Raw genomic sequence first — 24,523 nt, forward strand, 5'->3', positions numbered from 1 at the left:
TTCATCTTCTGATTAGTGGCAATGGCCGCATCCTCCTCCGCAGCAGCTTTCGTCGTTGTGATGTCCTTCGCCGCATTCGTGATCGCCGCAACCGCCTCCGCAGCCTTCGCATCCTCCTCCGCAGCCTCCGCTCATCGCGCTGACGATCTGTTCGATTTCTTTGTTGGTTGCGTCGCGCATTTCGATTACCGAACCTTCAAATATCAGGTCTTTTCCGGCATGGGGATGATTCAGGTCGATTACCACCTTGTCGTCTGTAATCTCGCCTACGTTTGCATAGAAGCGGTTTCCTTCGCCGTCGTTCATCATGATGATGTTGCCTTCGAATATGTTGTCGCTGTCGAACTTGCCGTCAGGTCCGTTGAACACGGATTTCGGAAGCTGTCTTACGTTGTCTTCGTCGCGTTCGCCATATGCTTCAGCGCAAGGGATGGTAAAGTTGAACTTGTCACCCTTGTTCAGTGCCAGAATTTCCTTTTCAAAACGGTCCAATGTATATCCCAGTCCTGAGATGAACTGGAAAGGGTGTTCTGCGGATGCTTCTTCCAGCAGTTCCTTTTTCCCGTCAGTGATGGCATAGAGCTTGTATGCCACCGTGATGTACTTATTTTCCATGAATGAATCTGAATTAAAAATGTTTCGTGCGCAAATATACGAATTTTGCCATAAAATAATGGGATGAAAGGAAAGTTTGAGCAAAATTGAGCATTCTTATCAGGCTGCAGGGGACGGTTTGGAACCCAATCCCGCATCACTTCTTCCTGGCGTGGAAAAACTTCAAGTCTGTTATCATGTCCTTGTTTGTTGGAGAAGTGCCGTAGCGTCGGGAGGTTATGGGGACAGACTGCTGTGTCTGGCTTCCCCAGTTCACTTTGCCGGAATAGACAATCCTGTTTTCCCAATACAGCGTGCCTTCCACAAAGACCGTATAAGTACCTTTCGGTACGGGGTTTCCTTTGTCGTCCGTACCGTCCCATGTGTAGTTTACTGTTCCGTTGCGTGGAGTGGCTCCGGTGAGGGCATCAATCTCGTCGGCAGGCATTTCTGCCGGCTTTGCCTTGCGGACCCATGCGGGAACAGCGTCTTTCCGGTAGGCGTATCCGCCTTTGGCTGTAAAGGAAGTAACATAAAGCGTGCGGACCAGCCTGCCGGTTTCGTCCTCTATCCAGATGGCGTACTGGCTGGAGGCAATGCCTCCCCGTTGGAATCTGAACGAAATGTCCAGGCACTCTTTGGACGTGTTTTCAAGTGCCCCTTCTTTTGCATAAGAAGGGGTGCAGCTCTGCATGCAAATGCAGGCAGGCAACAGCATTGCGGCTAATAATCTGGCTTTCATATCTTTTTATTCGTCAAATTTGTAGCAGTTCAGTCCGATGGCAGGGTTGTAGGTGCGTGTGACGGTTTCTTTGAAATCTTCCACCACAAACTCTCCCGCTCCGTTCAGCGTGGCGGAAAGCAGATGTCCGGCCAGTGCCGAATAGTCGCTGCGTCCTGCAGTCACATGCAGGTGCAGGTAGGTTTTTCCGTCCATTGCCGAAATGTTTCCGATCAGATTGGCTATTTCCATCTGTTCCCGGAACGTTTTGTCCTCATATTGCTTTGATTCCGGGTTGAAGAACCGAAGTGTCAGTTCGTTGACTGCGCCTATGCCGCAGACTGTTCCCGATTTGATGCCTTTTTCATCGCAGAACGCTGTCAAGGCTCGGACGATTTCTTTGCGGTTCTGGATACTGACGACGTATCTGTTGCCGATTTGTTTGTATGTATACATGTCATGCAGGTTTTGCGCGCTTGCCGAAGCAGACAGCAGTCCGGCAAGCAGCATGGTGAATACTGATATTTTTTTCATGCAGGTAGAATCAAAAGAGTTGGGATGAAAACTCCGGCCGCTGGTCGTGGTGCCAGTAGGGATAGGGCTTTTGTGTCCGGCTGGCTGCATCGAGGCGCTTTACCTGCTCTGGCGTGAGTTTCCAGTCTACGGCTCCAAGATTCTGGCGAAGCTGTTCCTCGGTGCTGGCTCCGATGACAAGGCTGCATATCGTGGGGCGCTGCAATAGCCAGTTGAGAGCGACTTGCGCTACGGCCTTCCCTGTTTCTTCCGCCAGTTCGTCCAATACGTCCACAATATTGTACAGCCGTTCGTAAGACACGATGTTGTCCCTTACCGGCGCACCTCCGCGTGCCACCCGTCCGTCTTCCGGGGCGGGGCAGTTCCGGCGGTAACGTCCCCCGAGCCGTCCTGCGGCCAACGGACTCCAGACCACAGTGCCCACTTGCTGGTCGATTCCCAATGGCATAAGCTCCCACTCGAAGTCCCTGTTCAGGAGCGAATAATATACCTGATGCGCAATGTATCGGCTCCAGCCGTAGCGTTCGGAGATGGATAAAGACTTCATCAGCTGCCAGCCGGAAAAGTTAGAACAGCCGATATAGCGTATTTTGCCGCTTGCTATCAGATCATCCAAAGCTCTCAACGTTTCTTCGACCGGCGTGTTCGAGTCGAAACCGTGGATGTAGTAAAGGTCGATATGATCCGTGCCGAGCCGGCGCAGGCTTTCCTCACAGGCTTCTGTCAGGTGAAAGCGCGAGGCACCCTTGCTGTTCGGGTCGTCCCCCATGGGGAAAGTTCCCTTGGTGGCGATGAGCAGTCTGTTTCTCTTCTGTGCGATAGCCTTTCCCAAGATTTCTTCAGAGAGTCCGCGCGAGTAGATGTCTGCCGTATCAAACATGTTTAGTCCGGCATCCAGGCACATGTCTATCATCCGGGCTGCTTCGTTAGTGCCGGTGTGCCCCCAGCCTTCAAAGCCGTGCGATCCGCCGAATGTTCCAGTTCCCAAAGTCAAGGCCGGGACAAAAAGTCCGGAGCCGTTCAATCTGCGATATTCCATAATTGTAAGCGTTTAAAAGTTCTGCCAGGCATGGGGAGGCAGCGGTTGCCGGCGTTTCCGCTGCCTGCCGTTTGCTGTTTGACATTGCAAAGTTAGGATAAAAAAAAGAAACCGGATTCCACTATATTTGCAGTATGATTCATTATATTTACATGCTGATAAAAAAATGAGTATGCCTGTATTAGAACGTAAGATCATACATGACATGGCGACTTCGTGCAGCCATGTGTCCTATCCCCGCTTTCTCCTTCCTTTGCACAAGCACGTGGAGTTCGAGATTATGCTGTTTACCCGGGGAAGCGGCAAGCAGTTTGTGGGCGAAGGGGTGTCAGACTACAAGGCGGGCGACGTGGCTCTCATCGGGAGCAATGTGCCGCATCTGCATTTGTGCAATTCCAAGCTGCGTCCTTCCTCTGTAGGGAATCAGGAAGACGAGTGGTGTGCCGGCGAAGCCATACAGTTCAGGCCGGATGTGTTTCCCGGGAATATGGGAGAGCTGCCGGATTACCGGCTTATTTATGACCTGTTGCAGAAGAGCCAGTACGGACTCCGGTTTTATGACGAAGGGCTGTTTGCCGAAATGCTGGAGATGGTGAAAGCATTTGACTCGTGCGGATACACCTCGCGCCTTATCTGCCTGTTCCGTATGCTCGAAAGGCTGCACAGCTGCCAGCATGTGGAATTGCTTTCCGGCACGGCATACAACCGCGCCAATCACATTCCGGACATGGAAGAGCCTGTCGACAAGGTATACGCGTATCTTTATAACCATTTCAAGGAAAAGATTACGCTGGAGGAGATAGCGGAATATGTCAGGCAGAATCCCGCGGCGTTGTGCCGGTATTTCAAGCGGCGCACGGACAAGAGCATTTTCCGGTGCCTTGCGGAAATACGCATCGAACATGCGTGCAAGCTGCTGGTTTATTCGGGGATGAACGTATCGCAAATCGCTTACGAGTCAGGATATAATAGTGTGACGTATTTCATTTCCCAATTTGAAAAGATTGCCGGACGCACTCCTTCCGAATACAGGGCGCAGATGAAGCTGTGAGAAAAGGAACGGGCGGAGCGGCAAAAAAAAGAGGCATGTCCCGGAATTGAACCGTGGCATACCTCTTTTCAAATTTCTTTTCCGAAAAATTTATGCTTCAGCTTCGAAAGGAATTACAGAAACAAAGCTTCTGTTATTGGGACCTCCCTTTTTGAAGCATACAGTTCCGTCTACCAATGCGTAAAGCGTATGATCTCTACCCATTCCTACGTTGTTGCCCGGATTGTGGACAGTTCCTCTCTGACGGACAATGATGTTGCCGGCCTTGCATGCAGATCCGCCGAATATCTTTACGCCTAATCTTTTGCTTTCTGACTCACGGCCGTTCTTAGAGCTACCTACACCTTTTTTATGTGCCATTTTCTTCTACGTTTTAAATGATTAAGCAATAACTTGTTTGATAGTCAACTCAGTGAACTGCTGACGGTGACCTCTCAATTTTTTGTAACCTTTTCTTCTCTTCTTGTGGAACACGAGCACCTTGTCTCCCTTTACCAGCGGAGATTTTACTTCGCAAACCACTTTGGCTCCTTCTACGGTAGGAGCGCCTACTGTAACAGTACCGTTGTTGTCAACCAACAAAACCTTGTCAAATTCAACAGTTGCTCCGGCTTCTACGTCCTGCATGTGCTGAACGAAGAGTTTCTTGCCTTCTTCAATCTTGAACTGCTGACCGTTAATTTCTGCAATTACGTACATTTTATTTTATATGTTTAAACGGTTTTTCTCCGCAAGGTGAACCGTTCTCTCCGGCTGCTTCGTCTACCTCCACGGAATAAATCGGCTGCAAAGTTAGGCTTTTTATTTGATTTGGCAAAAGGTTGCGGCGAAAAAAATGCTTCAAATAGCTTTTTCTTCCGGGTCGGGTTCTTATTTGCATTCCGTGTTGCCTGTCTGTTGTATGCAGGTGCAGGTTAAAGCAGTTCGGTGAGATCCTTCATTATGGCAACATGCGGATAGGCTTCCAGCTCTTCGGCGGTTGTGGCTCCATGCAGTACGCCGGCGAAATCCATTCCGGCTGCCTGCGCCGTTTCGGCATCTACAATGCTGTCGCCTATATATAAGGTAGTGTCCTTGTCTGTTCCGAGATTTTCGAGAGCCAGAAAAACGCCTTCGGGCGAAGGTTTGGCGGTTTTCACGTCTTCTCCTCCGACGATAAGGTCGATTATGCCTTCAGGAATATTGTCTTTGGCCAGCTCCATGATCCGGTAGCGGTATTTGGTGGAGATGATTCCGATGTTGGCTCCTTTTTCTTTCAGAGCCTGCAATACGGATACCGTTTCGGGAAACAGACGCGTGTTTGCGGTCATGAACCGGTCGGCTTCTTTCACGTATTCCTTGCGGTATTCTTCAAGTATGGCTTCATCCCCGATGCCCGTAAGTATGGAAAACGAATCCACCAAAGTCTTGCCTATGGTCCGTTTGATCTGTTCGTCTGAGATGCCTGTGTGGCGGTGCCGTTCCAGCACGTTTCGGAAACAGATGACGATGCCTTTTGACGAGTCTGCAAGCGTGTAGTCGAAATCGAAAAGATAAGTGTGATAGCGTTTCATTTGTCTTTAGGTTTGTTAAGCTTGTTTCGGCCGGCAAAGTTACGGAAAATGAGGCGAACTTCAAAAGCCAGGCTCTCGTGAAGATGAAGAAATACGCCTTCGCGCTTGTCTTTATTTACAGTTAAACAGGAATGCTGAAACTGTTAAAATAGACAAAAAACGAAAGCTTCTAAAGTTACGTTTTATTTCTTTTTTGGCTAATTTCGCCCCGCAAAAGATTTAAAGGCGATATGAGATTCAATATAGTCCGTTATAAGAATAAAATTCACGAATTTCACTTCTGGGGCGTTGCGGCTTTGATTTAGTCGCAAGCCTCTTTCGCTATGCCTTATTCATTCATTCTTTAATATAATCAATACAATTTTATGAGCAAAAAGAACAGGCTCATAGTGCTGTTGTATGTCGCAGCGCTATGCAGCCAGAATTTATGTGCCCAGCCGCGTGTTATGGGCGTTGAAGAAATGTTCCGCCTTGCTGATGAGAACAGCAGGAGCGTGCAGGTGTATGCAACGGGAAAAGAAGCTGCATCCGAGGCTTTGAAAGCTGCCAGAAATCAGCGGCTGCCTGATATCACAGCTTCCGTTTCAGGCAGTTACTGGGGAAACGGCAAGCTTTGGGACAGGGATTTCGGTAATGCGATGAAGATAGACATGCCTCATTGGGGAAATAATTTTTCACTCGAAGTGCAGCAGATGATCTATACCGGAGGTGCAGTCAACAGCGGCATCGAACTGGCTTCGCTTGGAAAGCGGCAGGCGGAACTGGACTGGGAGAAGAACCGGCAGGATGTGCGCTTCCAGCTTCTCGGATATTATCTTGACCTGTATAAGCTGAACAATCAGGCGAAGGTATTGGAAAAGAACCTTGAGCTTGCCCGGCAGGTGATTGCAGACATGCAGGCAAGGCGTGGGCAGGGGACTGTCTTGCGGAATGACATCACGCGTTACGAGTTTCAGCAGGAGAGTCTGAAACTGCAGCTGGCAAGGGTGACTGACGCATGCAAAATCATGAACCACAGGCTGGTGACCGCCTTGCGTCTGTCTGAACAAACACTTGTGGTGCCCGATTCCGCGCTGCTGGAAGCTGAGGTGCAGGCATTGGCCGAAAGCGACTGGCAGGAACTTGCCATGCGGAGCAACATCACCCTGAAACAGACGGAAACGGACATTGAGGTGAACAAGCAGCTGGTGAAGCGCGAACGTTCGGAACGGCTGCCGAAAATCTCGCTCTTTGCAGCCGAACACCTGGACGGACCGATAACCATCGAAGTGCCTGTGCTGGACAACAACTTCAACTATTGGTATGTGGGAGTGAATGTGAGCTACAACTTTTCGGCGCTCTTCAAGAATGCCCGCAAGCTGAAGCAGGCGAAGTTGAATGTACGTCGAGCGCAGGAAACGCGTGAACTGGCGCAGGAACAGGTGGAGAATACCGTACAGGCGAGCTATACTGATTTCCTGACGGCCTTTACCGAACTGAAGACGCAGGAAAAGAATGTGCAGCTTGCCAATGAAAACTACAGTGTAACCAGCAACCGTTACCGGAACGATCTGGCGTTGCTGACCGACATGCTGGATGCCGGAAACACCAAGCTCAGTGCCGACATTTGAATTTCCCCCTGCTTTTCCGGATGAAGTTCCGCTTCACCAACAAGACGTTGCTTTCGGCGGCGGCTGCGGGCGTGCTGGCGTGCAACCTGGCTGCTCCTCATGTCACGGTTCTGCCTTTGCTTTGGGCGATTTGTTTCGTGGAGGGAATCTGCAAGATACAGGGAACTTTCGAGTGCATGTCGAACATCCAGCTGTGGATGACGCCGAAGCGTGACTTTACGGTATTTTTCCCGATGCTGCATATCGTTATTCTGGGCAGCATGCAGGTGTCCGATCTTCTCGCCACCCATCTGATGTATCATTATCATTGGACGTATATGCACTGGTTCGTGGCGGGACTGATGATGGTCGATTTGCTGGTCATCACCGTCTGCACGCGGCATTTCCGCGTCGTGAAGAAGTTTCCGCTCTTCGGCATCGACTGGCTTGGCGGGCTGCTTTGGGCCTTGCTCCTGCTGGAGGTGGCCTTTTTCTTCTGTTATGGCGACTGGTATGACTGGTGGAACAGCCCCGTCATCCGTGTGCTGGCCGCGGTCATTGTGCTGACGCTTGCGGTGTGTGTCGGGCGTATGCTTCATGTGCGCCATCCTTTCCTCGAGCCTAAGATGTGGACCTACCGCAACCTGCTTCCGGTGCTTGCGCTCATTACCCTGGTCGAGGCTTTTCTTGCCACGGAACATGTGCTTGAAGAAGTGTTCTACGAAGACGTGATGCACTACGAAGCGCTGGTCAGTGTCCGCCTTGACTGGCTGATTCTGGCGGGAGCGGTTGCCGGATGCCTGTTTGCCTGTTGGTGGATGCATGTCAGGCGTTTCAGCTACCTGCGTCTGATTGCAGTCGGCATCGCTTTCCTGACGTGCTATCTTGTCGGCTTTTACTTTACGCTTTCTGCCGACATCCACATTTCGCAGCTCTATTTGCCGGTGGCGTGCCGCGGATTTGCATACGCGGTGTTGAGTGCGACGTTTATGGTTTGTCTGGAAGAAATCATGACATTCCAGCACTTTTTTCAAGCCTTGAGCGTGTTCAATATGCTGCACATGGTGGTGGGAGGAGTGCTGGGGGCTGCCATTTATACCGAAGCCTTTTCGCACTACGTGTCAGACAATCTGGCGCGCTACGGTTCGGCCATCGACCATGTGCCTTCCGGCTGTTCCGCCCCTTTCGCATTGGGTGAGTATATGGAAGGTTTCATGTCGCGCATGATGGAGGTGAGCATCAAGCAGATATATGGATGGGTCATTTATGCCTGCCTTTTTCTGCTGCTGCTTTTCCTTCTTTACGATGCGCCGATACGGAGAGAACTCAAACGGATGCCGTATTGGCGGAAGTTAAGGAAAGAAATAGCGGATTCTTTTAAGGGAAAGCAGGATGCGTCATAGTCTTTCCGGCATACCGTATACAGGCGGGCGTCGTTCGGGAGCGTATGCCTTTGTGATGCGGATATATCCGGTTTGCTTTCAGAATGTTGCGGAAACGCCGTTTTCTCTGAACCGCATCTGGTGATTTTTCTTTCTTCCAGAGGGCTTTTGAAGGTAAATGCAGGGCATTTATCCCTCCGAAAGCCTTCTGAAAGGGATAAAGGATGAGGAAAATGGGAAAAACAAGGCGGTTATAGCCGAAAAATGTCCCGTCATTCCGGGCAAAACACCGAGGTATTTTGTCTGAAATGACGGGACATCTTGATTCGGATGACGAAACATTTATTTGTGTGGCATGAAATGCGGCTTTATTTTGTCTGGAAGCGCGGTTCCGAACGCCGTTTCCGGTTTGTTATAATGACAGGCTATGGCAGGATTTTCCGGCTGTCATGTCCAACAATCCGCAATGTGATGCTTATTTTGCTTTCAGTTTCCCTTATCTGCTGACATGCTGCATTCTTGCGGGCGCATCAGCCTGCGCTGTTTCCCGCCTCCTCCTGCCTGCCATCTGAAAACGCCGTTCTCAGGGCTTTGAACTACCATAATGTCAGCGGTCGTTTAATAGCTGACACTGCTAATTCCCTCTGCTGAATAAGAAACATTTGTGGTTTTGTCTGGCCTTATCTGCACCCCCACATCTGAATAGAGGATGTCGGCATTGAATATGCTTATTACGTAATTTCCGATGCAGAGCTCAAAATCGCTTTCTTTCGGAACCTTTTTTTCCATGAGGACGATGCTTGGATTTTCTACGGCACATATCGTGACAAGTCTTTCATTGTCCTCCGAATCGAAGCGCACGTGCAGTTTTCCCATCAGTGATTCTTTCGAGCAAGATGTGCAAATGACGGCAATAATGGCTGTCAATATAAGATAAGCAGGTTTCATTGTGGCTTTTGTTTTTAATATGACAATTGTTCCTCCCCGGTATGTATCAGTTCTTGCGTTTACTCTCCTTCGGGAACGTAGATAATCTCGCCGTTTTCAAGTTCGTAGGCGATGCCCACCTTCTTCCCGCGCTTTCCGCCGGACGACTGGTCGTGGCTCGGCGTGTAGCGGTTGATTTGTTTTCCTTCCTTTGTGATGATTTCCATGTTGTCTTTTCCCGGATTCTTCACGATGGTGAAGTCTTTGTCGGTAAACACTTCGGTCATGTTCATGTGCATCACCATAGCTACCATGAGCGATACGGCGAATACCATGGCCACGTCGAACAGGTTCACTACTACGCTCAACGGATCAGAGTCTTCTTCTTTCTTGAAGAAGCTCACACGGCGGCCTCGTCTTCTCATGCTTTTCCTCCTTTCTCAATCAGCACACGTGATACATAATCGAGGTTGTTGACACACTTGGCATACCAGCGTTGCTTGAACTGCAGGGAAACAAGTCCCACGGCACTGATAACCAGACCGACTACGGTTGTGGCGAACACCACCTGCATGTTGTAGGCCATTCCGGCAATGTCACCTGTAGAAAGTCCGACGAGTGCCGGGCTCATGGCAATCAGCGTTCCGATCAGCCCCAATACCGGTCCCAGCTTGGAAAGCATCTTCGAGAGCGCCACGTCTTTTTCGGCCTCCACTTCAAACTTCGACAAGACGAAGTCGGCGTAATCCTCGTTCACCGGACGGTTCAGCATATCGCGCAGGTAGCTTACGTAAAGCGAGTTGTCCTTTTCCGGAAGCGCCTGCTTCAGTTCTTCGGTTTTCCCCTCCCTGATAAGGTCGTCGAATGCCCTGTCGTTCTTGCGTTTGGTGATATACATGTTGTAGGTGCCTCCGATAAGGATGAGGGCGCGTACAAAAAGAAAGAGCAGAATGACAACATCGGGTATCAACAGGCTGTTGGCTACCCAGAAAAGCATTTTAGATATAAATTCCATGATGATAACGAATGATTATTGGTTAATAGTGATTTTGTTTCTTTCCTTTTTCTTGTTCCGCTTCTGGATGAGCGGATATTTGATGCGGCTCCATACGTATCCCACGATGAACAGCCCTGCAAACAGGGACAGTGCGAGTATCACCGCATTCCAGTTGACCGGCTCGTCTACCGCTGCATAGACCGTTTTCCCGTTGACGGTGGTGAGCAGTCCCAGGATACAGACGAAGAGGCTGACGAGGAAATGAATCTCCAGGCGCAGGTCTTTTTCCGGAACGAAGTTTTTCACCGCCCATGCCAGTGCCGGAATGAGTACAAGCACAGATGCCGCAACGATGCAGGCTATCGTAGTGAATGACATTCCCACAAAAGTGAAGATTGCCTCTGTAAGGCAGCAGAACACTACAGGAAAAAGCAGCAGGCTCGGATACCACCAGAGCAGCTTTGCCCACCACGGGTTCTTCTTTCCGTAAAGCCCCCGCAGGTATGTCACGCAGAAGCCGAAGCAGAGCGCAGACTCCAGCGTGATGATGACCGCCATGTTCTGCAAGGCTTCCGTGTTTTGCAGGTAGTCGGCTATCTGGGTTTTTGATTGCAGGATGGCATACGGACAAGCCAGCAGGGTGAATGCGGCTACAATCAGGCTGTAGATCCCTGCCTGCCACCATTTCCATAAACTGAGCTTGAACGCGCAGTTTATGGCGATGAACAGCATGAGTATGAGAATTATTTGTTCCATGTCATTCTTTTTTGTCGTTTTGTTGCGAACGCTTTTTCTTCAGTATAGCCAGCAATGCCACGAACGCCGCCAGCACAATGACCGCGGCAAGCGTGCCGCTCAGCTTGTTTTTCTCTCCGGCAGGCTGTTCAACACTCCCTACCGTGTTCTTTTTTAAAGTCATTCCCTTCCGGTTTCCTTCTTCCGAAACGGCAGCTTCCTTCATTTCATGGATGCGCTGCCTGTAGGCTGATGCCTGCTGCTGGCTTACGTTGCCGGCAATGAAGTCCTGCAATCTGGCGTTGTTGTCCGAGAAGCCTCCTCCCGAAGTGCCGAACTTGTCCACCAGTTCCGTATGAAGTCCCGCAATGTCTTTCAGCTGTTCGGGCGACGCTTTCCAGTATCCTTTGCGGGCGGTTTCCATCATTACGGCGGTCATATTCTCCAGAGCGGCCGGATTCTTTCCTTCGAAATAATCCTGAACCCCCAGCTTGTACTTGTCCTTTACGTACACGTCATAGATTTCATTCCAAAGTTCCTGGTCGACTGCTTTCGGTTTCATCACATTCCATCCGTACGTGTTCTGCACGATTTCAGCGATGGAACTTGCGCCGCTGGCATCTCCTTTCATCTTTTCCCTGATGTAGGCAGGGTTGAGTATCGTGGTGCGGCTTTCCACGCCGATCGCTTCCTTCACTTCCTGCATCCGCACATTGTTCCGGTTGCGGTAGTCGCTCAGATAGGCATCCGGGTCTTTCCCCGTCACATTGCGTACGGCCAGATTCATGCCGCCCATGAATTCATATACGTGGTCAAGGCTCAATGCGCCCCAGGTGTTGCTCTGGCGTGGCTGGATGACGGCGTCCGTGCGGGTTAGCGCGGCTTCGAAAGCATACTGGCGGAATGCTTCCCAGTTTTTCTCGCTTCCGTAATAAGCTCCCATGTTGTTCATATAGGTATCGGCTATATCCTTTTCGTCGTTCCACCGGTCGCCGGCTTCCACCATGCTTTGTATGCCCGTTCCATATCCGCCGTTGACCCCTCCGAATACGCGGAAAGTTGACATCTCGCGTGCGTCTTTCGGCGTAAGCCCTTTTTCGATGAGCGTGCGTTCCGTTTCTACGATGCCTGCCGCCACCTGGTTTTCATACGCGTCGTCTTTGGCCGAAGCAGCCATTTCTACCGCCCGGTTGATGAGGAACAGCCGGGAAGCCGCAAGGTCGCGGAGCTGGCCGCTGGTCTGTACCACGACATCAATGCGCGGCCGTCCCAGCTCTTCGGAAGGAATCAGCCGGATATCGCTTACACGTCCGAAGGCATCGCGTATCGGCTCTACGCCAAGCATATACAGGATCTGGGCGATAGTGGCTCCTTCCGTTTCGATGAACTCGCCGCTCCAGAGCGTGTAGCTGACCTTGCGCGGAATGGAATCATGATGCCGTTTCTTGTACATCTCGATGGTGTTGTTTGCCAGGCGGATGCCTTTTTCCCATGCAGCTTCCGAGGGAGTTGCCTCCGCATTGATGGAGTAGAGGTTGCGTCCGGTGGGAAGTGCGTTCGGATTGGCGATCGGATCTCCTCCCGGAGAGGGCTGCGTATATCCTCCGTTGAGCGCATTCATCATGCTGGCCAGCTCTTTTTCGGGACTTTCCAGCAATGCGTTGCGGTAGTTGTTCACATTCTTGATGGTGCGCTCTACCTCCATGATGGCCAGCGCTTTGTTTATTTGCTCTTTCGAGTATGCTTTCTTTTGCGTCATCTTCTTCATCATGTCGGCCATGCTTGCTCCTGCCGGGGCTTTCGGGGCAGGCGAAGAAGCTGTTTTCTGATGTTTCATGGCCGCTTCCATTTTGCGCAGGGCAGTTGAGTCGGCACCCATTTTCCTGGCCATGGCCAGTGCTTTTTCCGGGTCCATGCCTTTGGCGGCTTCGCGCATTTGCGCCTTCATGCCTTCGCTTATCTTCCCTGGTGCCTGAAGGCCGGCTTGTTTTTCATTTCCTTCTGCCATGCCTTTCATCATTTTCTTCATGGAAGGATTGTCTGCCATTTCTTCCGCAGCAGCCATCATCATTGCCATCAGTCCGTCAGGATTCTTGCGCGAGGCTTCCACTTCACGGGCTTCTTTCAGCTCGTCCATGCTGATGCCGGCTGTGCGGCAAGTCAGTTCGTCGGTCGCCACTGACGGATTGGCCAGCAGATGAGCTACCAGCGTTCGTGCCGGGTTCAGATAGCGCTGGGTGAAAAGCGTGCGATGTTTCTCGGTCTGAGGGTCGGCCTTGCCTTTCAGCTTGTCGAGTGCAAGCAGGCTGTAGGCTATCGGTTCGGTCGCCATGGCATAAACGCTCGACTCAATGCGTGCCTTTTCGTAAGGTACGCCCATGGTGTAGAGCTGTCCCGTAATCTTTTCGTTCGCCAGTTCTTCTGCGAAGTTTTCTATGCGTGCGATTTCATCTTCTGCATAAGGCCGGGTCAGGATGCTGTCGAGCTCCAGTTCGCGATGGATGCCCATCTTCACCGTCAGTTCTTTTACCTTGCGGGCAGCTTTGCTGATCATGTCTTTGCTGCGGTTGCCTTCACCGAGCAGATTGTTGTAGTTCTTGATGGCTTCGTTCAGTTCGCGGTATACTCCACGCACGTTGCTTTCCATGAACGGCGGAGTCAGATAGGATTGGAGTCCGGCATACGAACGGCGTTTGGCTATGATTCCTTCGCCCACGTTGCCGATTGTGTAGATGTAGAAGTGGGGAAGTGCTCCTACCAGGCGGTCGGGCCAATCCCTGCTTGACAGCGCTACCTGTTTTCTGGGCGTGAATTCCAGGCTTCCGTGTGTGCCGAAATGAATCATGGCATCCGCCTTGAAGCCGTATTGTGTCCACAGGTAAGAGGCGATGTAAGGGTAGGGAGGTGCAGTGTTAGTCCCGTGTACGATCTGGAACGAGTTGTTTCCTGCTCCTGCCGCCGGCTGAGGAAGAAGGACCACGTTGCCTAACCGGATGCGTGCTATACCCAGCCTGCCGTCTTCGGTTGCCATGAAGGTGCCCGGGAATTCTCCGTTGGCAGCTTTCACTTCAGCGTTGATTTCCGGACGGATGCACTGCTTTGTCCATGCTTCATATTGTTCCTTTGTAATCAGTTCGGGGTTTCCTTCTTTCAGGAACTTGTCAAGGGCACCTTCCGCATAAGTGCTGAAAACAGTTCCCTGTTCCTGAATCAGCTTGCCGAGTTCTTCGCTGCTTGAGGGAAGTTCTACCTTATATCCTTCCTTCTTCATGCGTGCCAGCAGATTGTAGAGTGAAGGAACCACTTCCATTCCGGCAGCGGCCAGTGCATTCTGTCCGGGACCTTTATAGTAGTAGACAGCTACGCGTTTCTCTGAGTTCGGCTTCTTTTGCAGGCTGATGTAGTTGTTGACTGTCTGTACGAATGTTTCCAGTCTTTCCGGGATGGCAAACGCATGCTGCATTCCTTCTTCGTCTGCGTAATGTCCGAACAAGGCGAACGGACGTATGGCTCCGTCAATTTCCGGAGTCACTACGCTTTGGGATAGAAAGCCTCCGCTCATGCCCATCGCATCGTTTTCCCAGTTTTCTACTAATGTATTCACGTTCAGCGGAGCAAACAGCGGTATATTCTGTTCCGACAGGTAGCTTACGATATAATCTCCCATACGTCCATGTGCCATGTTGATTACGGCAGAAGGCTGCACCGAATCAATCTGATGGCGGGTGATGAAGCTCTTCATCCGTCGCACCGGATAAACTACGTTGCCGGTTTCTTCCAGTTTCTTTATCAGACCGGTCGGTTCGCCCATCTGTCCGGTAATGATGATGCGCGGCGCGTTTTCTTTCCATAAGCCGTTGTCCTTTAAAAAACGGTTGTATTCGCTGATTGTATTGAATCCCATCGCTTCCTCATCCGGATTCTTCGGATCCGTGTGGTAAAGCATTTCGCTTGCCGCTTTCTGTACTGTTTCCGGTTCATGCACGGAAGTGAGTTTTCTGTCAATGGCCTTGCGGACATAGTTCAGCATGCTGCGGTAATTGCGTCTGCCTCCGTTTCCTAAATATTCGCGCAAGGGAGCGGCAGTGGCAGAGTCTATCGAGCAGATGTTGTTTGCCGGATTGGTGACTGCTGTAGAGAGCACCGGCAACCCCTTGTCTGCTGCTTTCTGGATGACTGCACGCTGCTCTTCTGTGATGCGCAATCCCATCGCATTGATGAAAACCATGTCGTAGCTGTTCAATTTATCCAAGTCATCGGTGCTTATTTCGCCCAGCTTGATGAATGGATTGTCGTTGGCTTTTGAGATTTCTCCCAAATTTATCACCTGATAGTTGATGAAGCCTACTTTTGTGGAACTGAACCAAGAGTTCCATGCCACGAAAAGCAGAACAATCACAACTGTCAGGCCGCCAAGCAGGATGATTCTTTTTTTCTTTTTCATTTTCTCTGTTTTTTATCAGGTTCTCTTCTTTTTCTCTTTAAAACAGCTTGTCCACATCAAGCGAAATGCCTGCTGTAAAGGTTGTGCCTGTTGTGGAGGGCGTGCTGCTGTAGTAATGGTCCGGACGGTAGTTGAACAGGTTGTCAATGTTGACGATGACATTGATGCCTTTATATACTTTCTGTGAAATGTTCAGCTTCCATATTGTATATGCAGGATAGGTGACAGCTTCCGTTGATTCGAACGAGTTTTCGGAAATATACTCGTCGGTTGTGACTTCTGACAGGAAACGCCCGTTCAGCGCGATGTTGAATCCGTAGCTTTTCCAGTCTTTGCCATACTCAAAGCGGGTTGTCAGCGAATGCGGACGTGTGCTTGACGTGTAAGGCTGTCCGTATTTCACGTGCTCGTGGGTGAAGGCGTACGAAACCCGCATGCCGAATCCGCACGGGTATTTTGCCGCTGCGGTTGCATCCAGTCCGGAGATGTTCATCTTTCTCATGTTGGTATATACCATGCCGTTCAAAGCCTGGTTCCAGGCTGTGTTGATCCGGTTGTCTACAATATTGAAGTATCCTGTAAGGGTTACGTTGTAGCGGCTTTTCATGTATTCGGCAGACAGTGAGAAGTTCTGGCTGCGTTCCGGTTTCAGGTCCGGGTTGCCGTAAATCATGAAAATGTTGGCCATGTTGAAGTCCATATACATTTCTTTCAGGGTAGGGGCGCGGAATCCTCCCGCATAAGAGGCGCGCAGCGAACAGCTTCCCAGTTTGTACATGAAATTTACTTTCGGCGAGATGTTCTGTGCCTTTGCTTCTGAGAAATAGTCATAGCGTATGCTGGCCAGAATATTGAAATTCTTGACCGGCGCCCAGTCATACTGTGCGAAAGCGTCGGCCGTATATTGCTTGTAGTTTCCGTTGTCTGTAAACTGGTAGCTCATCAGGTAGTCCCGCATGAAGTCGCCTCCAACAGTCAGTGTGTTGTTCTTGTTGAACGAGCGGGTGTACAGGGCGCGGACTGTGTGCTGCACATTGGTATAATCCCGTATGTCCAGATTCTGTCCGGCATCGAAATCGCTTTTGTCGTATTGGTCGAAACTGTAGGAAAGTTCCAGGTTGTTATTCTTTCCGAACGAGTAGTCTCCTCGCAGCCCTCCGGAGAAATCCCGGTAGCGGTCTTTGCTTGATGCGCTTTTGTCACGCTCGCGGAAGAAATATCCAAGCCTTCCGGTCAGTTTCAGATTCTCAAGCGGCGTGTACACAAGCCGTTCCTTGAAGTTCCATGTGCGGTTCCCGTATACTTTGCTGAAAGCATTTTCTTCTCCGTCTTTGCCCACGGAACCCACTTCAATCGGATCGGTCGAGGTGTGCTGCACGTTGATGCTGTTTTTTAAACCTCCTGCCTTGAATGTGAATGTTCCGCCGTAGCGCTGGTCATTGTGCGAACCGTATCTTCCGTTCAGATTCAGTGTCCATGGCTCAGACGACTCCTTGCTGATGATATTGACCACACCGCCTATCGCATTGGAGCCATAGAGTGAAGAGGCTGCGCCTTTCACTATCTCTATGCGCTCCACATTGTCCAGGTTCAGCCGGCTGTAGTCGATGTTGTCCAGTGTTTCTCCGGCAAGCCGTTCGCCGTCCACCAGAAACAGCACTGCGTTGCCTCCGAATCCCTGCATGTTGAGCGAAACCTGCTGGTCCATCGAGTAGGAAAATTCAATGCCGGGAAGTTCCGCCTGAAGCAGTTCTCCGATGTTGGTCGCATCCACTTTCTGGATGTCGTCGGCGGTAATGACTCGTGTGACGATGGGAACATCTTTCAGCAGTTTCGGCGTTCGCGTTCCTGTTACTACCACCGTTTCCATGCCGATGGCATCTTCTTCCATCTTGAAGTCGTGCTCTTTTTGCTGAGGCTTTATCCTGCAGCTTTGGGTTATGTATCCGATGTAAGAAGCCTGCAGGGTGTATTCGCCGTTGTCGGGCAGCCGGAGGCGATAGCATCCTTGCGCGTCAGTAGTCATGCCGACGCTTCTTTTTTCTTTTACAAATACGGCAGCTCCCGCCAGCGGTTCGTTGTTTGTGTCGACCACCTTTCCTGCAATGAAGCGTTGCGCAGAGGCTGGCAAGACAGACAGGCAGCATCCGGCGGCTACACAAAGCGCGGTCAGTATTTTTCGCATAGTCATTTTTTTGTTTGGTTTTATTGGAATGCCTTTTCAAGCGGATATAGATATTCAAATGTCATGTGTCCTTTCACATTTTTTTCGTTCATATAGTTCAGCAGGTGGATGGCCGCATGCGTATTGTCTTGCAGGCGGAGGATATAGATCTTGTTTGACATCGTATAAATGGGAGGCATTGTGCTTGTGTCTACATTCAGCCATCTGCTCAGCACTTCGTTGTATGAAGATTTCGCGTAGATGATGTTTCCGTTCATCATGTCCGACATGTCTATGGCGATCCGGTCGGTTGTTTCGATGTCTTCCGAATATTCTCCCGCAGGGATGCTTCCGGAATCGAGCAGTTCGTCCATGCTAGCATAAGACGTTTCCAGCACGGCACCTCCGTTGGTCTTTACGTCATACCGGTGGATGGCGATATCCCACTCGGCAGGGAGGCTTCCCTCTTGGTCCCACGGCTCTTCATCGCCTTCCTGGTTGAGGATGCGGACGGCTGTCGTTTTCTGTGTCTTCAGGCTGATATAGTTCCATCTGGTATAATCCGTGCCGTCTACGGTAATTGACTCGCAGTTCTCGGCCGTAACGATCTGGTAAGTATCGTATATGCCGTCAAATATGCCGTCGCAGGCCGGGAGCGGCAAGAGTGTCGCTCCCAGCAAGACGGCAGCATGAAACCGAATTCTTTTCATCTGCTTTATGGTCTGTGGTTGGTTTATTCGGCTGCTTCTGTCGTTTCCGGCGTGAAAGTGAAGGTGATGGCAAACGGCATGGCTCCCGGCTGGATTCCCATTGTCATGTTCAGCTTTTTATCGCTGACTGTTCCGGTAAGGTTGCTCCCTTTCAGATTTGTGCTGCCTGCAAGCGTTTCGAAGCTTTCCAGCGACAAGGTGCAGGTGCCATCTTCCGATTTGCTTACGGCCACTCCGGTTATGTCAAAACTTCCCATTGACATTGCTCCTTCGCCCATGGCCGGCACGGATATGGTGACTGTTCCGTCTTCCGCTTCGGTCAGATTCAGTGTCATTTCGCTTGTGCCTTGCGAGCTTCCCATGACAGACATGTCCATGATACCTTTGTATTCGCCCGCTATTTCGCTTGCCGGTGAAGCGGTTTCGGGTGTCGGTTCAGCCTGTGTGTCGAATGTGAAGGTGATGGCGAATGGCATGGATCCCGGCTTGACGTCCATTGTGATACGTACTTCTCCGTTGCTGACTGTTCCGGCAAGGTTGCTTCCTTCGAGATTTATGTTGCCGGAAGTGGTAGAGAAGCTTTCCTTGCTCAGCGTATACGTTCCGCTTTCGGAAGCTGCTACAGACACTCCGGTCACATCAAACGCTTCCAGCTGCATTGAACCTCCGTTTCCCATTGCCGGAAATGATAGTGTCACGGTTCCGTCTGCTTCCGCAGTGATTTTTACGCTTGTTTCCGATTCACTGGCAACGGTTCCTGATACAGCCATTGACATCAGTCCGCTGTAGCTTCCTTCTACGGCTTTTGCCGTTTCCTGTTCCGGTGTTGTCGTGTCGTCATTACCGCATGCCACCGCAAATAATGCGATAGCAGCCATTGCAAAAAAGTTTTTTAAGTTCATGGTTCTGATTGATTTTTTTATTTGTCGGTGCAAAGTTAGATCCGGTAAAAAAATCAATCAATACCTAATTTTTATGAAAAAAGAGGGGTGAAATAGCGCACGGTTTCCGATGCGTGCGGAGTGTGACTGATTATTTTTAGGTATTCGGCGGATGCCTGGAAAGCTCCTGAAAGAGCGGATTCCTTTTTTGATACCTATATTTTGTTAGTTTGGAGTGAGTATCCAGCCTGGACCGTCGGGCTGGATGCCGCTCTTCTCGGAGCGTAAGAATGGAGTGACCGAAGTCACTCCATCGGTTTGTAGTCTTTGGCAAGTCCTCCTTCGCTGGTTTCCTTATACAGCGACGGAAGATCATGTCCGGTTTCTTTCATTACTTCAACGACACGGTCGAATGATACGCGGTGGTGTCCGTCGGTGAAGGCCGAATAGGTGTTGGCGTCAAGGGCACGTGCCGCTGCATATGCGTTCCGTTCGATGCAGGGTATTTGTACCAGCCCGCATACAGGGTCGCATGTCATGCCCAGATGATGCTCCAGCCCCATCTCGGCCGCATATTCGATCTGTGCGGGACTTCCTCCGAAAAGCTGGCTTGCCGCTGCCGCCGCCATGGAACATGCCACTCCCACTTCGGCCTGGCATCCGGCTTCGGCTCCCGAGATGGACGCGTTGTGTTTCACGATGTTTCCTACCAGTCCGGCGGTGGCAAGAGCGCGCAGGATGCGTGCGTCGCTGAATTCGCGTGTCTTTTGCAGGTGATACAGCACGGCAGGAACCACTCCGCACGCTCCGCATGTAGGAGCCGTTACTATTTTTCCGCCCGAAGCATTCTCTTCACTTACGGCAAGCGCATAAGCGAACACCATGCCCCTCGACCGCAAAGAGTCTTTGTATCCTTTCGATCTTATATAATAGGAAGAAGCTTTCCGGCGGAGATTCAGCGGTCCGGGCAGCACTCCTTCTGCGTCCAGCCCCCGGTGTATCGCTTCCTGCATTGTTTTCCACACCTCGGCCAGATAATCCCAGATTTCTTTTCCCTCGCATTGCTCTACATATTCCCAATAGCCCCGTCCCGTATGTTCGCACCAATACAGAATCTGGCTCATGGTACTCATGTTGTACAGGTCGGGAGTGGATGTGTTGTCGTGCCCTTCTTCGGCGAGTGCCCCGCCTCCTACACTGAACACAGTCCATTCGTCCGTTTTCTTCCTGTCAGCGTCGAATGACTTGAAAGTCATTCCGTTGGGATGGAATGGAAAGAATACATGGGGTTTCCATACAATTTCGACTGGAGCGTGCGGCTGCAGTACATCCAGAATGGCGACATCGGTCATGTGTCCTTTCCCGGTAGCGGCAAGGCTGCCGTACAAGGTCACTTCAAACGATGCGGCTTCAGGATGTTTGGCCAAAAAAATCTCTGCGGCCTTCCGCGGCCCCATGGTATGGCTGCTGGAAGGTCCTGTTCCGATACGGTACAATTCTCTGATTGATTTCATTTGCGCTTTATTTATGTTCTGCAAAAATATGAAATATATGCCAGTTGTTTCATTTTTTAGATGTTTTTGTGCCGGTCGGATTTTCAGTTTGCGCTGATCTCTTGTTCTAGTCAGTTTTTTCTGTCATCTTTAGTTTTTGGCTGGCTATGTCGAATTTGATTTTCAGTTCGGTCTTTTCTTCGATCAGTTTTTCTATCTTTTCGTCCTTTTCACGCAAATACTGTATAAGTTCAAACAAGTCCGGTGAACTTGTGGTTCTGCCGGATTTTCTCATTTCTCCGTTTCCGGTCAGAAGCCATTCGGCGTTTATCCAATCAAATGTTTGAATGATCTTGACTAAGAGGTCAAAGCTTGGCTTGTTCCTTTTCTGTATTACAATTCCTCTAATCGTTTGATCAACAACACCTAATTTCTTAGCGAATCCTGAAACTGTAAGTCCTTCACTCGTAATTAATTCTTGTAGTCTTTCAATTATGTCCATAAAATCTCCTAGAAAAAATCAATCAAATATTTTGTTGTTTAAAATAAATGTTTGATATTTGCATTGTGTTTCATTTTCTATGTAGCTAAATTATAAAAAAATGGTAAGAAGTGGAGTTTGTAGTCTTTGTTTTTTTATACTTATTTGTTTTGGCACGGATTTATGCAGTGGGGAATCGGGGAATGTTGCAGTCCGTGCAATCTCAGGGTTTGATCATTTTTTGATTAATGTATAATTGTTTAATTGCTTTATTTTATGAAAAAAAGATTTATTAGTGCGATGCTCTTCGGAGCATTGGTGCTTGCAGCGGGTACGTCTGTGACAAGCTGCAGTGACTATGATGACGAAATCCAGAATCTGCAGACGCAGATCGACCAGATTACATCGTCAAATCCTGTGACAGCCGATGACATCAAGGCTGCTGTAGATGCGGCAAAGGGGGACTTGCAGAAGCAGTTGGATGAGTTGGAGCAACAGCTTGCCGGCAGTGGCGACGATTCGGGACTGGCAGCCAAGGTGCAGGAACTGGAACGTAAGATCGCTGAACTGGACGGCATAAAGAACCGTCTTGATGAGCTGGAACTGGCTGAAAAAGAGTATGCCGAAACGGGTTCGCTGGCTGCATATCAGGCGAAAGAAGGCTTGAACGCTTTTATTAACGAAAAAATTACGGATGCGCTTGACGGAAACGGCGGGGCCATCGCTGCCTACATTGAAGAAGCTGTAAAGACAGGAGCTTTGATAGACCTGAACAGGCTGAACGCCGAACTGGCTGCAATCGTGGGTCCTGCGGGTTCGCTGACCTTGTTGCAGGCTGACTTTGAAAAGTACATTACGGGAAACGGCGACGAGGCTTTGCTGAAAAGAGTATCCGGACTGGAATCCTATGCGGCCTATATCGAGAAGTTCATTGAGAACGGAAACGGGCAGTATGAAACATTTGCTGATGTGCTGGACCAGATTGAGGAAACAAGAACCTTGGCGGCATCTTTGTTTGTGCCGGGAGGCGAAGCGTACAATGCTGTCCAGGCAATCGTTGCCGGGGAAATAGGAGCGGTAGACAGCCGGATTGAAACCATTGAGAGCGACATTGAAAAGCTGGGGATTGATGTGGAGGCTATCAAGGGCATGATTCAGAGCATTGTGTATGTGCCGGCCTATGCAGATGGGAAGGTTCAGTTCACAACGCTCTATGCGGAACCTGCCAGCGGCAGTGATTGGGATCTGATATCAAGCAGTCAGGAAGTGGAGGTGAAGTTCCGCATTTCTCCGGCCTCTGCCGTTCAGAATTTCGTCAAGAACTATGAGGTGGAAATACAGAGCCTGGAGGTAGAATCGCGTGCTGATGAGCCTCTGGCGGTTAAAGAAGGAAGTGTGGTTGTGGCGGATGCGGACTTGGGTATCGTGGCAATGAAGCTGAGCGCCGACAACTTGACGGGCAACCGTGCTGCCTGTCTGCATGTGACCGGCAAGCGTCAGGAAGGTGCTTCTGATTTTGTGAGCGATGTCACTTCGGATTACTTCGATGTGGTGGCGGTTGAAAAATACATGAAGAACGTGAAGTATGAAACAGCCGAAACGGAAAGAGAACTGGTTTACAACGCCGGAGAGGGTGAAGAGCATGCTTCGTTGGATTTCCTGGCCGGAGGGCATTATGAACTTTATGTGTCAGACTCGAAAACCGGAACTTTTGGATGGGAGAAGGCCAGTGACGAATTGGGCATTGACATGGATTTGTTCCATCTTACGTTTAAGGTTTCCGGCGACATCAATTATTTCAGTCTGGATGCTGCGGCCGGTGTACTGAAGGTAGCCAATGTGGGTCAGACAAGCTCCGTGAACAAGTCTGTGACGGTGGGCTATGAAATTGCGGTAGACAATGCTTCCGGCTCTCCTTATTCCGGCACATATGACGATAAGGTTACGATTGTCCGCAGGGTAGGTGCTGCAAATATCGGCAATTTTGATTTTGAATGGAATAATGTGGGCGGTTTTGAAAATTCTTACGCTTTGTCTGCTGATGAGATGGATGCCGTTTACAATGCTGCGGGATTGACCAAAGAGGAGTTCAACAGACTGGCGCACAATGCCAGCGTTTTCGATTTCGCGGACGGTGACGCGTATTTTGCTTTCGTTGGCGGTGCTGACAATGACTTGAAATTGATCGTGAAACAGGGTACGAACGGCGGAAAGGCTGTTGCCCGCATCAAAGTGACCGAAACGCTTTCCATCACAATCGAAGCCGTGGCAAACGTTGCTTATCCGGAGGTTGACAAGCTTGCGAAGAAGGCTGAAATGTGGGACGGTGATGTGGTTTATCTTCCGGTAGCTGTAGACGCAGCGCAGGCATCACAGGTTAACATCGGCTTTGATGACATCACGAGGATATTCAGCAACTATTCAGACGTAGAAGCTGCTGTTGTAGCAAAGGCAGGCGGTACGATTGAGTTCAAGCCCGAAGTTGGCGAAATGAGAGGAAACAAATACATTGTTGATGTCAACGATTACCTTGGCAGCGGTGAGAATCTGGCGGAAAAGCTGAAGATGGACGTAGTGGTGAAGTTTGGCGACGATCATGTGGTGGAAACAATCCCGGTTGTATTCAAGTTTATCGATGACATAAACTTGTCTGGTACATGGGCTGTTCCTGCCGCTGGAGAGATTGTCATTGAAGACAGATATCAGTCTGCATCCCTGACTTCCGGCACAACCGGCGGAGAAAAATGGGCTTTCTCATGGACAGACTATAGAGGCAGCGAGATGTGGCCTGCAATAGACAAGAATGCATTTGGCTCTTCTCTCGCCGGACGCGATGCTTTGCACCTTTATGGCCTGGATGTAGAAATGGTTCCTGTAGGCGAAAATGCCGGCAAATTTATTGTCGACCAGAATGCAGGTACTATCAAGCTGACCGACGATCAGGCCAGTCTGGAGTCGGTGGCAGGCGATATTACCGTTCAGGTGAAGGTTACGGCCTCTTCTATATGGGGCACTGTTCCGAACAATGTGGTTACGCTCAATGTGCGGGTTAAGCAATGGGCCGACTGATGCCGGGAAGTGCAAGATGTAATTTCTGATACTTAGGCTTTTGTGAAGGTCTTCTTCCGGTTCCGGAGGAAGGCCTTTTTTGCAAGATGTTCGGGACGGGAACGGAAGGCGTGGAGGTGAGTTCCGTATGCTGCGTGGCCTGCCGGCGAAGATGTCCCG

At 50.2% G+C, this 24,523-nt stretch carries 21 protein-coding genes; 4 read left to right on the forward strand and 17 right to left on the reverse strand.

The window, feature by feature from the left end; all coding sequences use genetic code 11:
- Positions 1–12: 12 nt before the first annotated feature.
- The 4 genes from NW212_RS05290 to NW212_RS05305 all read right to left on the reverse strand — a co-directional run bounded on the left by NW212_RS05290 (position 13) and on the right by NW212_RS05305 (position 2,888).
- Entirely contained in the window at positions 13–615 is a 603-nt protein-coding gene (locus tag NW212_RS05290) for a peptidylprolyl isomerase (protein ID WP_258337600.1), read from the reverse strand.
- Between the two features lie 136 nt (positions 616–751).
- Positions 752–1,336: a DUF2271 domain-containing protein gene (locus NW212_RS05295; protein WP_258337601.1), complete on the reverse strand. Its 585-nt coding sequence runs from the start codon at positions 1,334–1,336 to the stop codon at positions 752–754.
- Positions 1,337–1,342: 6 nt separating this feature from the next.
- A complete protein-coding gene (locus tag NW212_RS05300; RefSeq protein ID WP_258337602.1) occupies positions 1,343–1,849 on the reverse strand; it encodes a PPC domain-containing DNA-binding protein in 507 nt (168 codons plus the stop codon).
- 10 nt (positions 1,850–1,859) lie between these two features.
- Complete coding sequence (locus tag NW212_RS05305; protein ID WP_258337603.1) at positions 1,860–2,888, reverse strand: aldo/keto reductase; 1,029 nt, start codon at positions 2,886–2,888, stop codon at positions 1,860–1,862.
- Between the two features lie 172 nt (positions 2,889–3,060).
- Here NW212_RS05305 and NW212_RS05310 point away from each other — a divergent pair, with 172 nt between their 5' ends.
- Positions 3,061–3,939 carry an AraC family transcriptional regulator gene (locus tag NW212_RS05310; RefSeq protein ID WP_258337604.1) on the forward strand — a complete coding sequence of 293 codons (879 nt, stop codon included), beginning with the start codon at positions 3,061–3,063 and terminating at the stop codon, positions 3,937–3,939.
- Positions 3,940–4,029: 90 nt separating this feature from the next.
- Here the strand turns inward: NW212_RS05310 and rpmA are convergent, their stop codons facing one another.
- The 3 genes from rpmA to NW212_RS05325 form a co-directional block, all read right to left on the reverse strand.
- Complete coding sequence (gene rpmA / locus NW212_RS05315; protein WP_258337605.1) at positions 4,030–4,299, reverse strand: 50S ribosomal protein L27; 270 nt, start codon at positions 4,297–4,299, stop codon at positions 4,030–4,032.
- Positions 4,300–4,320: 21 nt separating this feature from the next.
- Complete coding sequence (rplU, locus tag NW212_RS05320) at positions 4,321–4,638, reverse strand: 50S ribosomal protein L21 (RefSeq protein WP_258337606.1); 318 nt, start codon at positions 4,636–4,638, stop codon at positions 4,321–4,323.
- 215 nt (positions 4,639–4,853) lie between these two features.
- Positions 4,854–5,492 (reverse strand): HAD-IA family hydrolase, encoded by a 639-nt coding sequence (locus NW212_RS05325; RefSeq protein WP_258337607.1) that lies wholly within the window; start codon positions 5,490–5,492, stop codon positions 4,854–4,856.
- Positions 5,493–5,857: 365 nt separating this feature from the next.
- On the opposite strand from NW212_RS05325, the gene NW212_RS05330 reads away from it, so the two are divergent.
- Both NW212_RS05330 and NW212_RS05335 read left to right on the forward strand, forming a co-directional pair.
- The gene (locus tag NW212_RS05330; RefSeq protein WP_258337608.1) at positions 5,858–7,102 is read left to right on the forward strand and encodes a TolC family protein; all 1,245 of its coding nucleotides are present in this window, start codon (positions 5,858–5,860) and stop codon (positions 7,100–7,102) included.
- A gap of 20 nt (positions 7,103–7,122) precedes the next feature.
- On the forward strand, positions 7,123–8,484 hold the full coding sequence (locus tag NW212_RS05335; protein ID WP_258337624.1) for a hypothetical protein: 1,362 nt from the start codon (positions 7,123–7,125) through the stop codon (positions 8,482–8,484).
- A gap of 597 nt (positions 8,485–9,081) precedes the next feature.
- Here the strand turns inward: NW212_RS05335 and NW212_RS05340 are convergent.
- The 10 genes from NW212_RS05340 to NW212_RS05385 form a co-directional block, all read right to left on the reverse strand.
- Positions 9,082–9,411, reverse strand: a complete 330-nt coding sequence (locus tag NW212_RS05340) for a hypothetical protein (RefSeq protein WP_258337609.1) — start codon at positions 9,409–9,411, stop codon at positions 9,082–9,084.
- A gap of 59 nt (positions 9,412–9,470) precedes the next feature.
- Positions 9,471–9,815: a DUF2149 domain-containing protein gene (locus NW212_RS05345; protein WP_258337610.1), complete on the reverse strand. Its 345-nt coding sequence runs from the start codon at positions 9,813–9,815 to the stop codon at positions 9,471–9,473.
- The gene (locus tag NW212_RS05350; protein ID WP_258337611.1) at positions 9,812–10,405 is read right to left on the reverse strand and encodes a MotA/TolQ/ExbB proton channel family protein; all 594 of its coding nucleotides are present in this window, start codon (positions 10,403–10,405) and stop codon (positions 9,812–9,814) included. The genes NW212_RS05345 and NW212_RS05350 overlap by 4 nt, the downstream gene beginning before the upstream one ends.
- 15 nt (positions 10,406–10,420) lie before the next feature.
- On the reverse strand, positions 10,421–11,143 hold the full coding sequence (locus tag NW212_RS05355; RefSeq protein ID WP_258337612.1) for a hypothetical protein: 723 nt from the start codon (positions 11,141–11,143) through the stop codon (positions 10,421–10,423).
- Position 11,144: 1 nt separating this feature from the next.
- Positions 11,145–15,566, reverse strand: coding sequence for a cobaltochelatase subunit CobN (locus NW212_RS05360; RefSeq protein WP_258337613.1), 4,422 nt, complete (start codon positions 15,564–15,566; stop codon positions 11,145–11,147).
- A 37-nt stretch (positions 15,567–15,603) separates the two neighbouring features.
- Positions 15,604–17,751: a TonB-dependent receptor gene (locus tag NW212_RS05365; RefSeq protein ID WP_258337614.1), complete on the reverse strand. Its 2,148-nt coding sequence runs from the start codon at positions 17,749–17,751 to the stop codon at positions 15,604–15,606.
- 20 nt (positions 17,752–17,771) lie between these two features.
- Positions 17,772–18,440, reverse strand: a complete 669-nt coding sequence (locus tag NW212_RS05370) for an HmuY family protein (RefSeq protein ID WP_258337615.1) — start codon at positions 18,438–18,440, stop codon at positions 17,772–17,774.
- Between the two features lie 23 nt (positions 18,441–18,463).
- The gene (locus NW212_RS05375) at positions 18,464–19,342 is read right to left on the reverse strand and encodes a calycin-like domain-containing protein (RefSeq protein ID WP_258337616.1); all 879 of its coding nucleotides are present in this window, start codon (positions 19,340–19,342) and stop codon (positions 18,464–18,466) included.
- A 284-nt stretch (positions 19,343–19,626) separates the two neighbouring features.
- Positions 19,627–20,835 carry an L-serine ammonia-lyase gene (locus tag NW212_RS05380; protein ID WP_258337617.1) on the reverse strand — a complete coding sequence of 403 codons (1,209 nt, stop codon included), beginning with the start codon at positions 20,833–20,835 and terminating at the stop codon, positions 19,627–19,629.
- 106 nt (positions 20,836–20,941) lie between these two features.
- Positions 20,942–21,316 carry a helix-turn-helix domain-containing protein gene (locus NW212_RS05385; protein ID WP_258337618.1) on the reverse strand — a complete coding sequence of 125 codons (375 nt, stop codon included), beginning with the start codon at positions 21,314–21,316 and terminating at the stop codon, positions 20,942–20,944.
- Positions 21,317–21,571: 255 nt separating this feature from the next.
- Here NW212_RS05385 and NW212_RS05390 point away from each other — a divergent pair, with 255 nt between their 5' ends.
- The gene (locus tag NW212_RS05390; protein ID WP_258337619.1) at positions 21,572–24,364 is read left to right on the forward strand and encodes a hypothetical protein; all 2,793 of its coding nucleotides are present in this window, start codon (positions 21,572–21,574) and stop codon (positions 24,362–24,364) included.
- The last annotated feature ends 159 nt before the right edge of the window (positions 24,365–24,523 follow it).

It is taken from the genome of Bacteroides sp. ET225, from assembly GCF_024733745.1.
GTDB lineage: Bacteria > Bacteroidota > Bacteroidia > Bacteroidales > Bacteroidaceae > Phocaeicola > Phocaeicola excrementipullorum.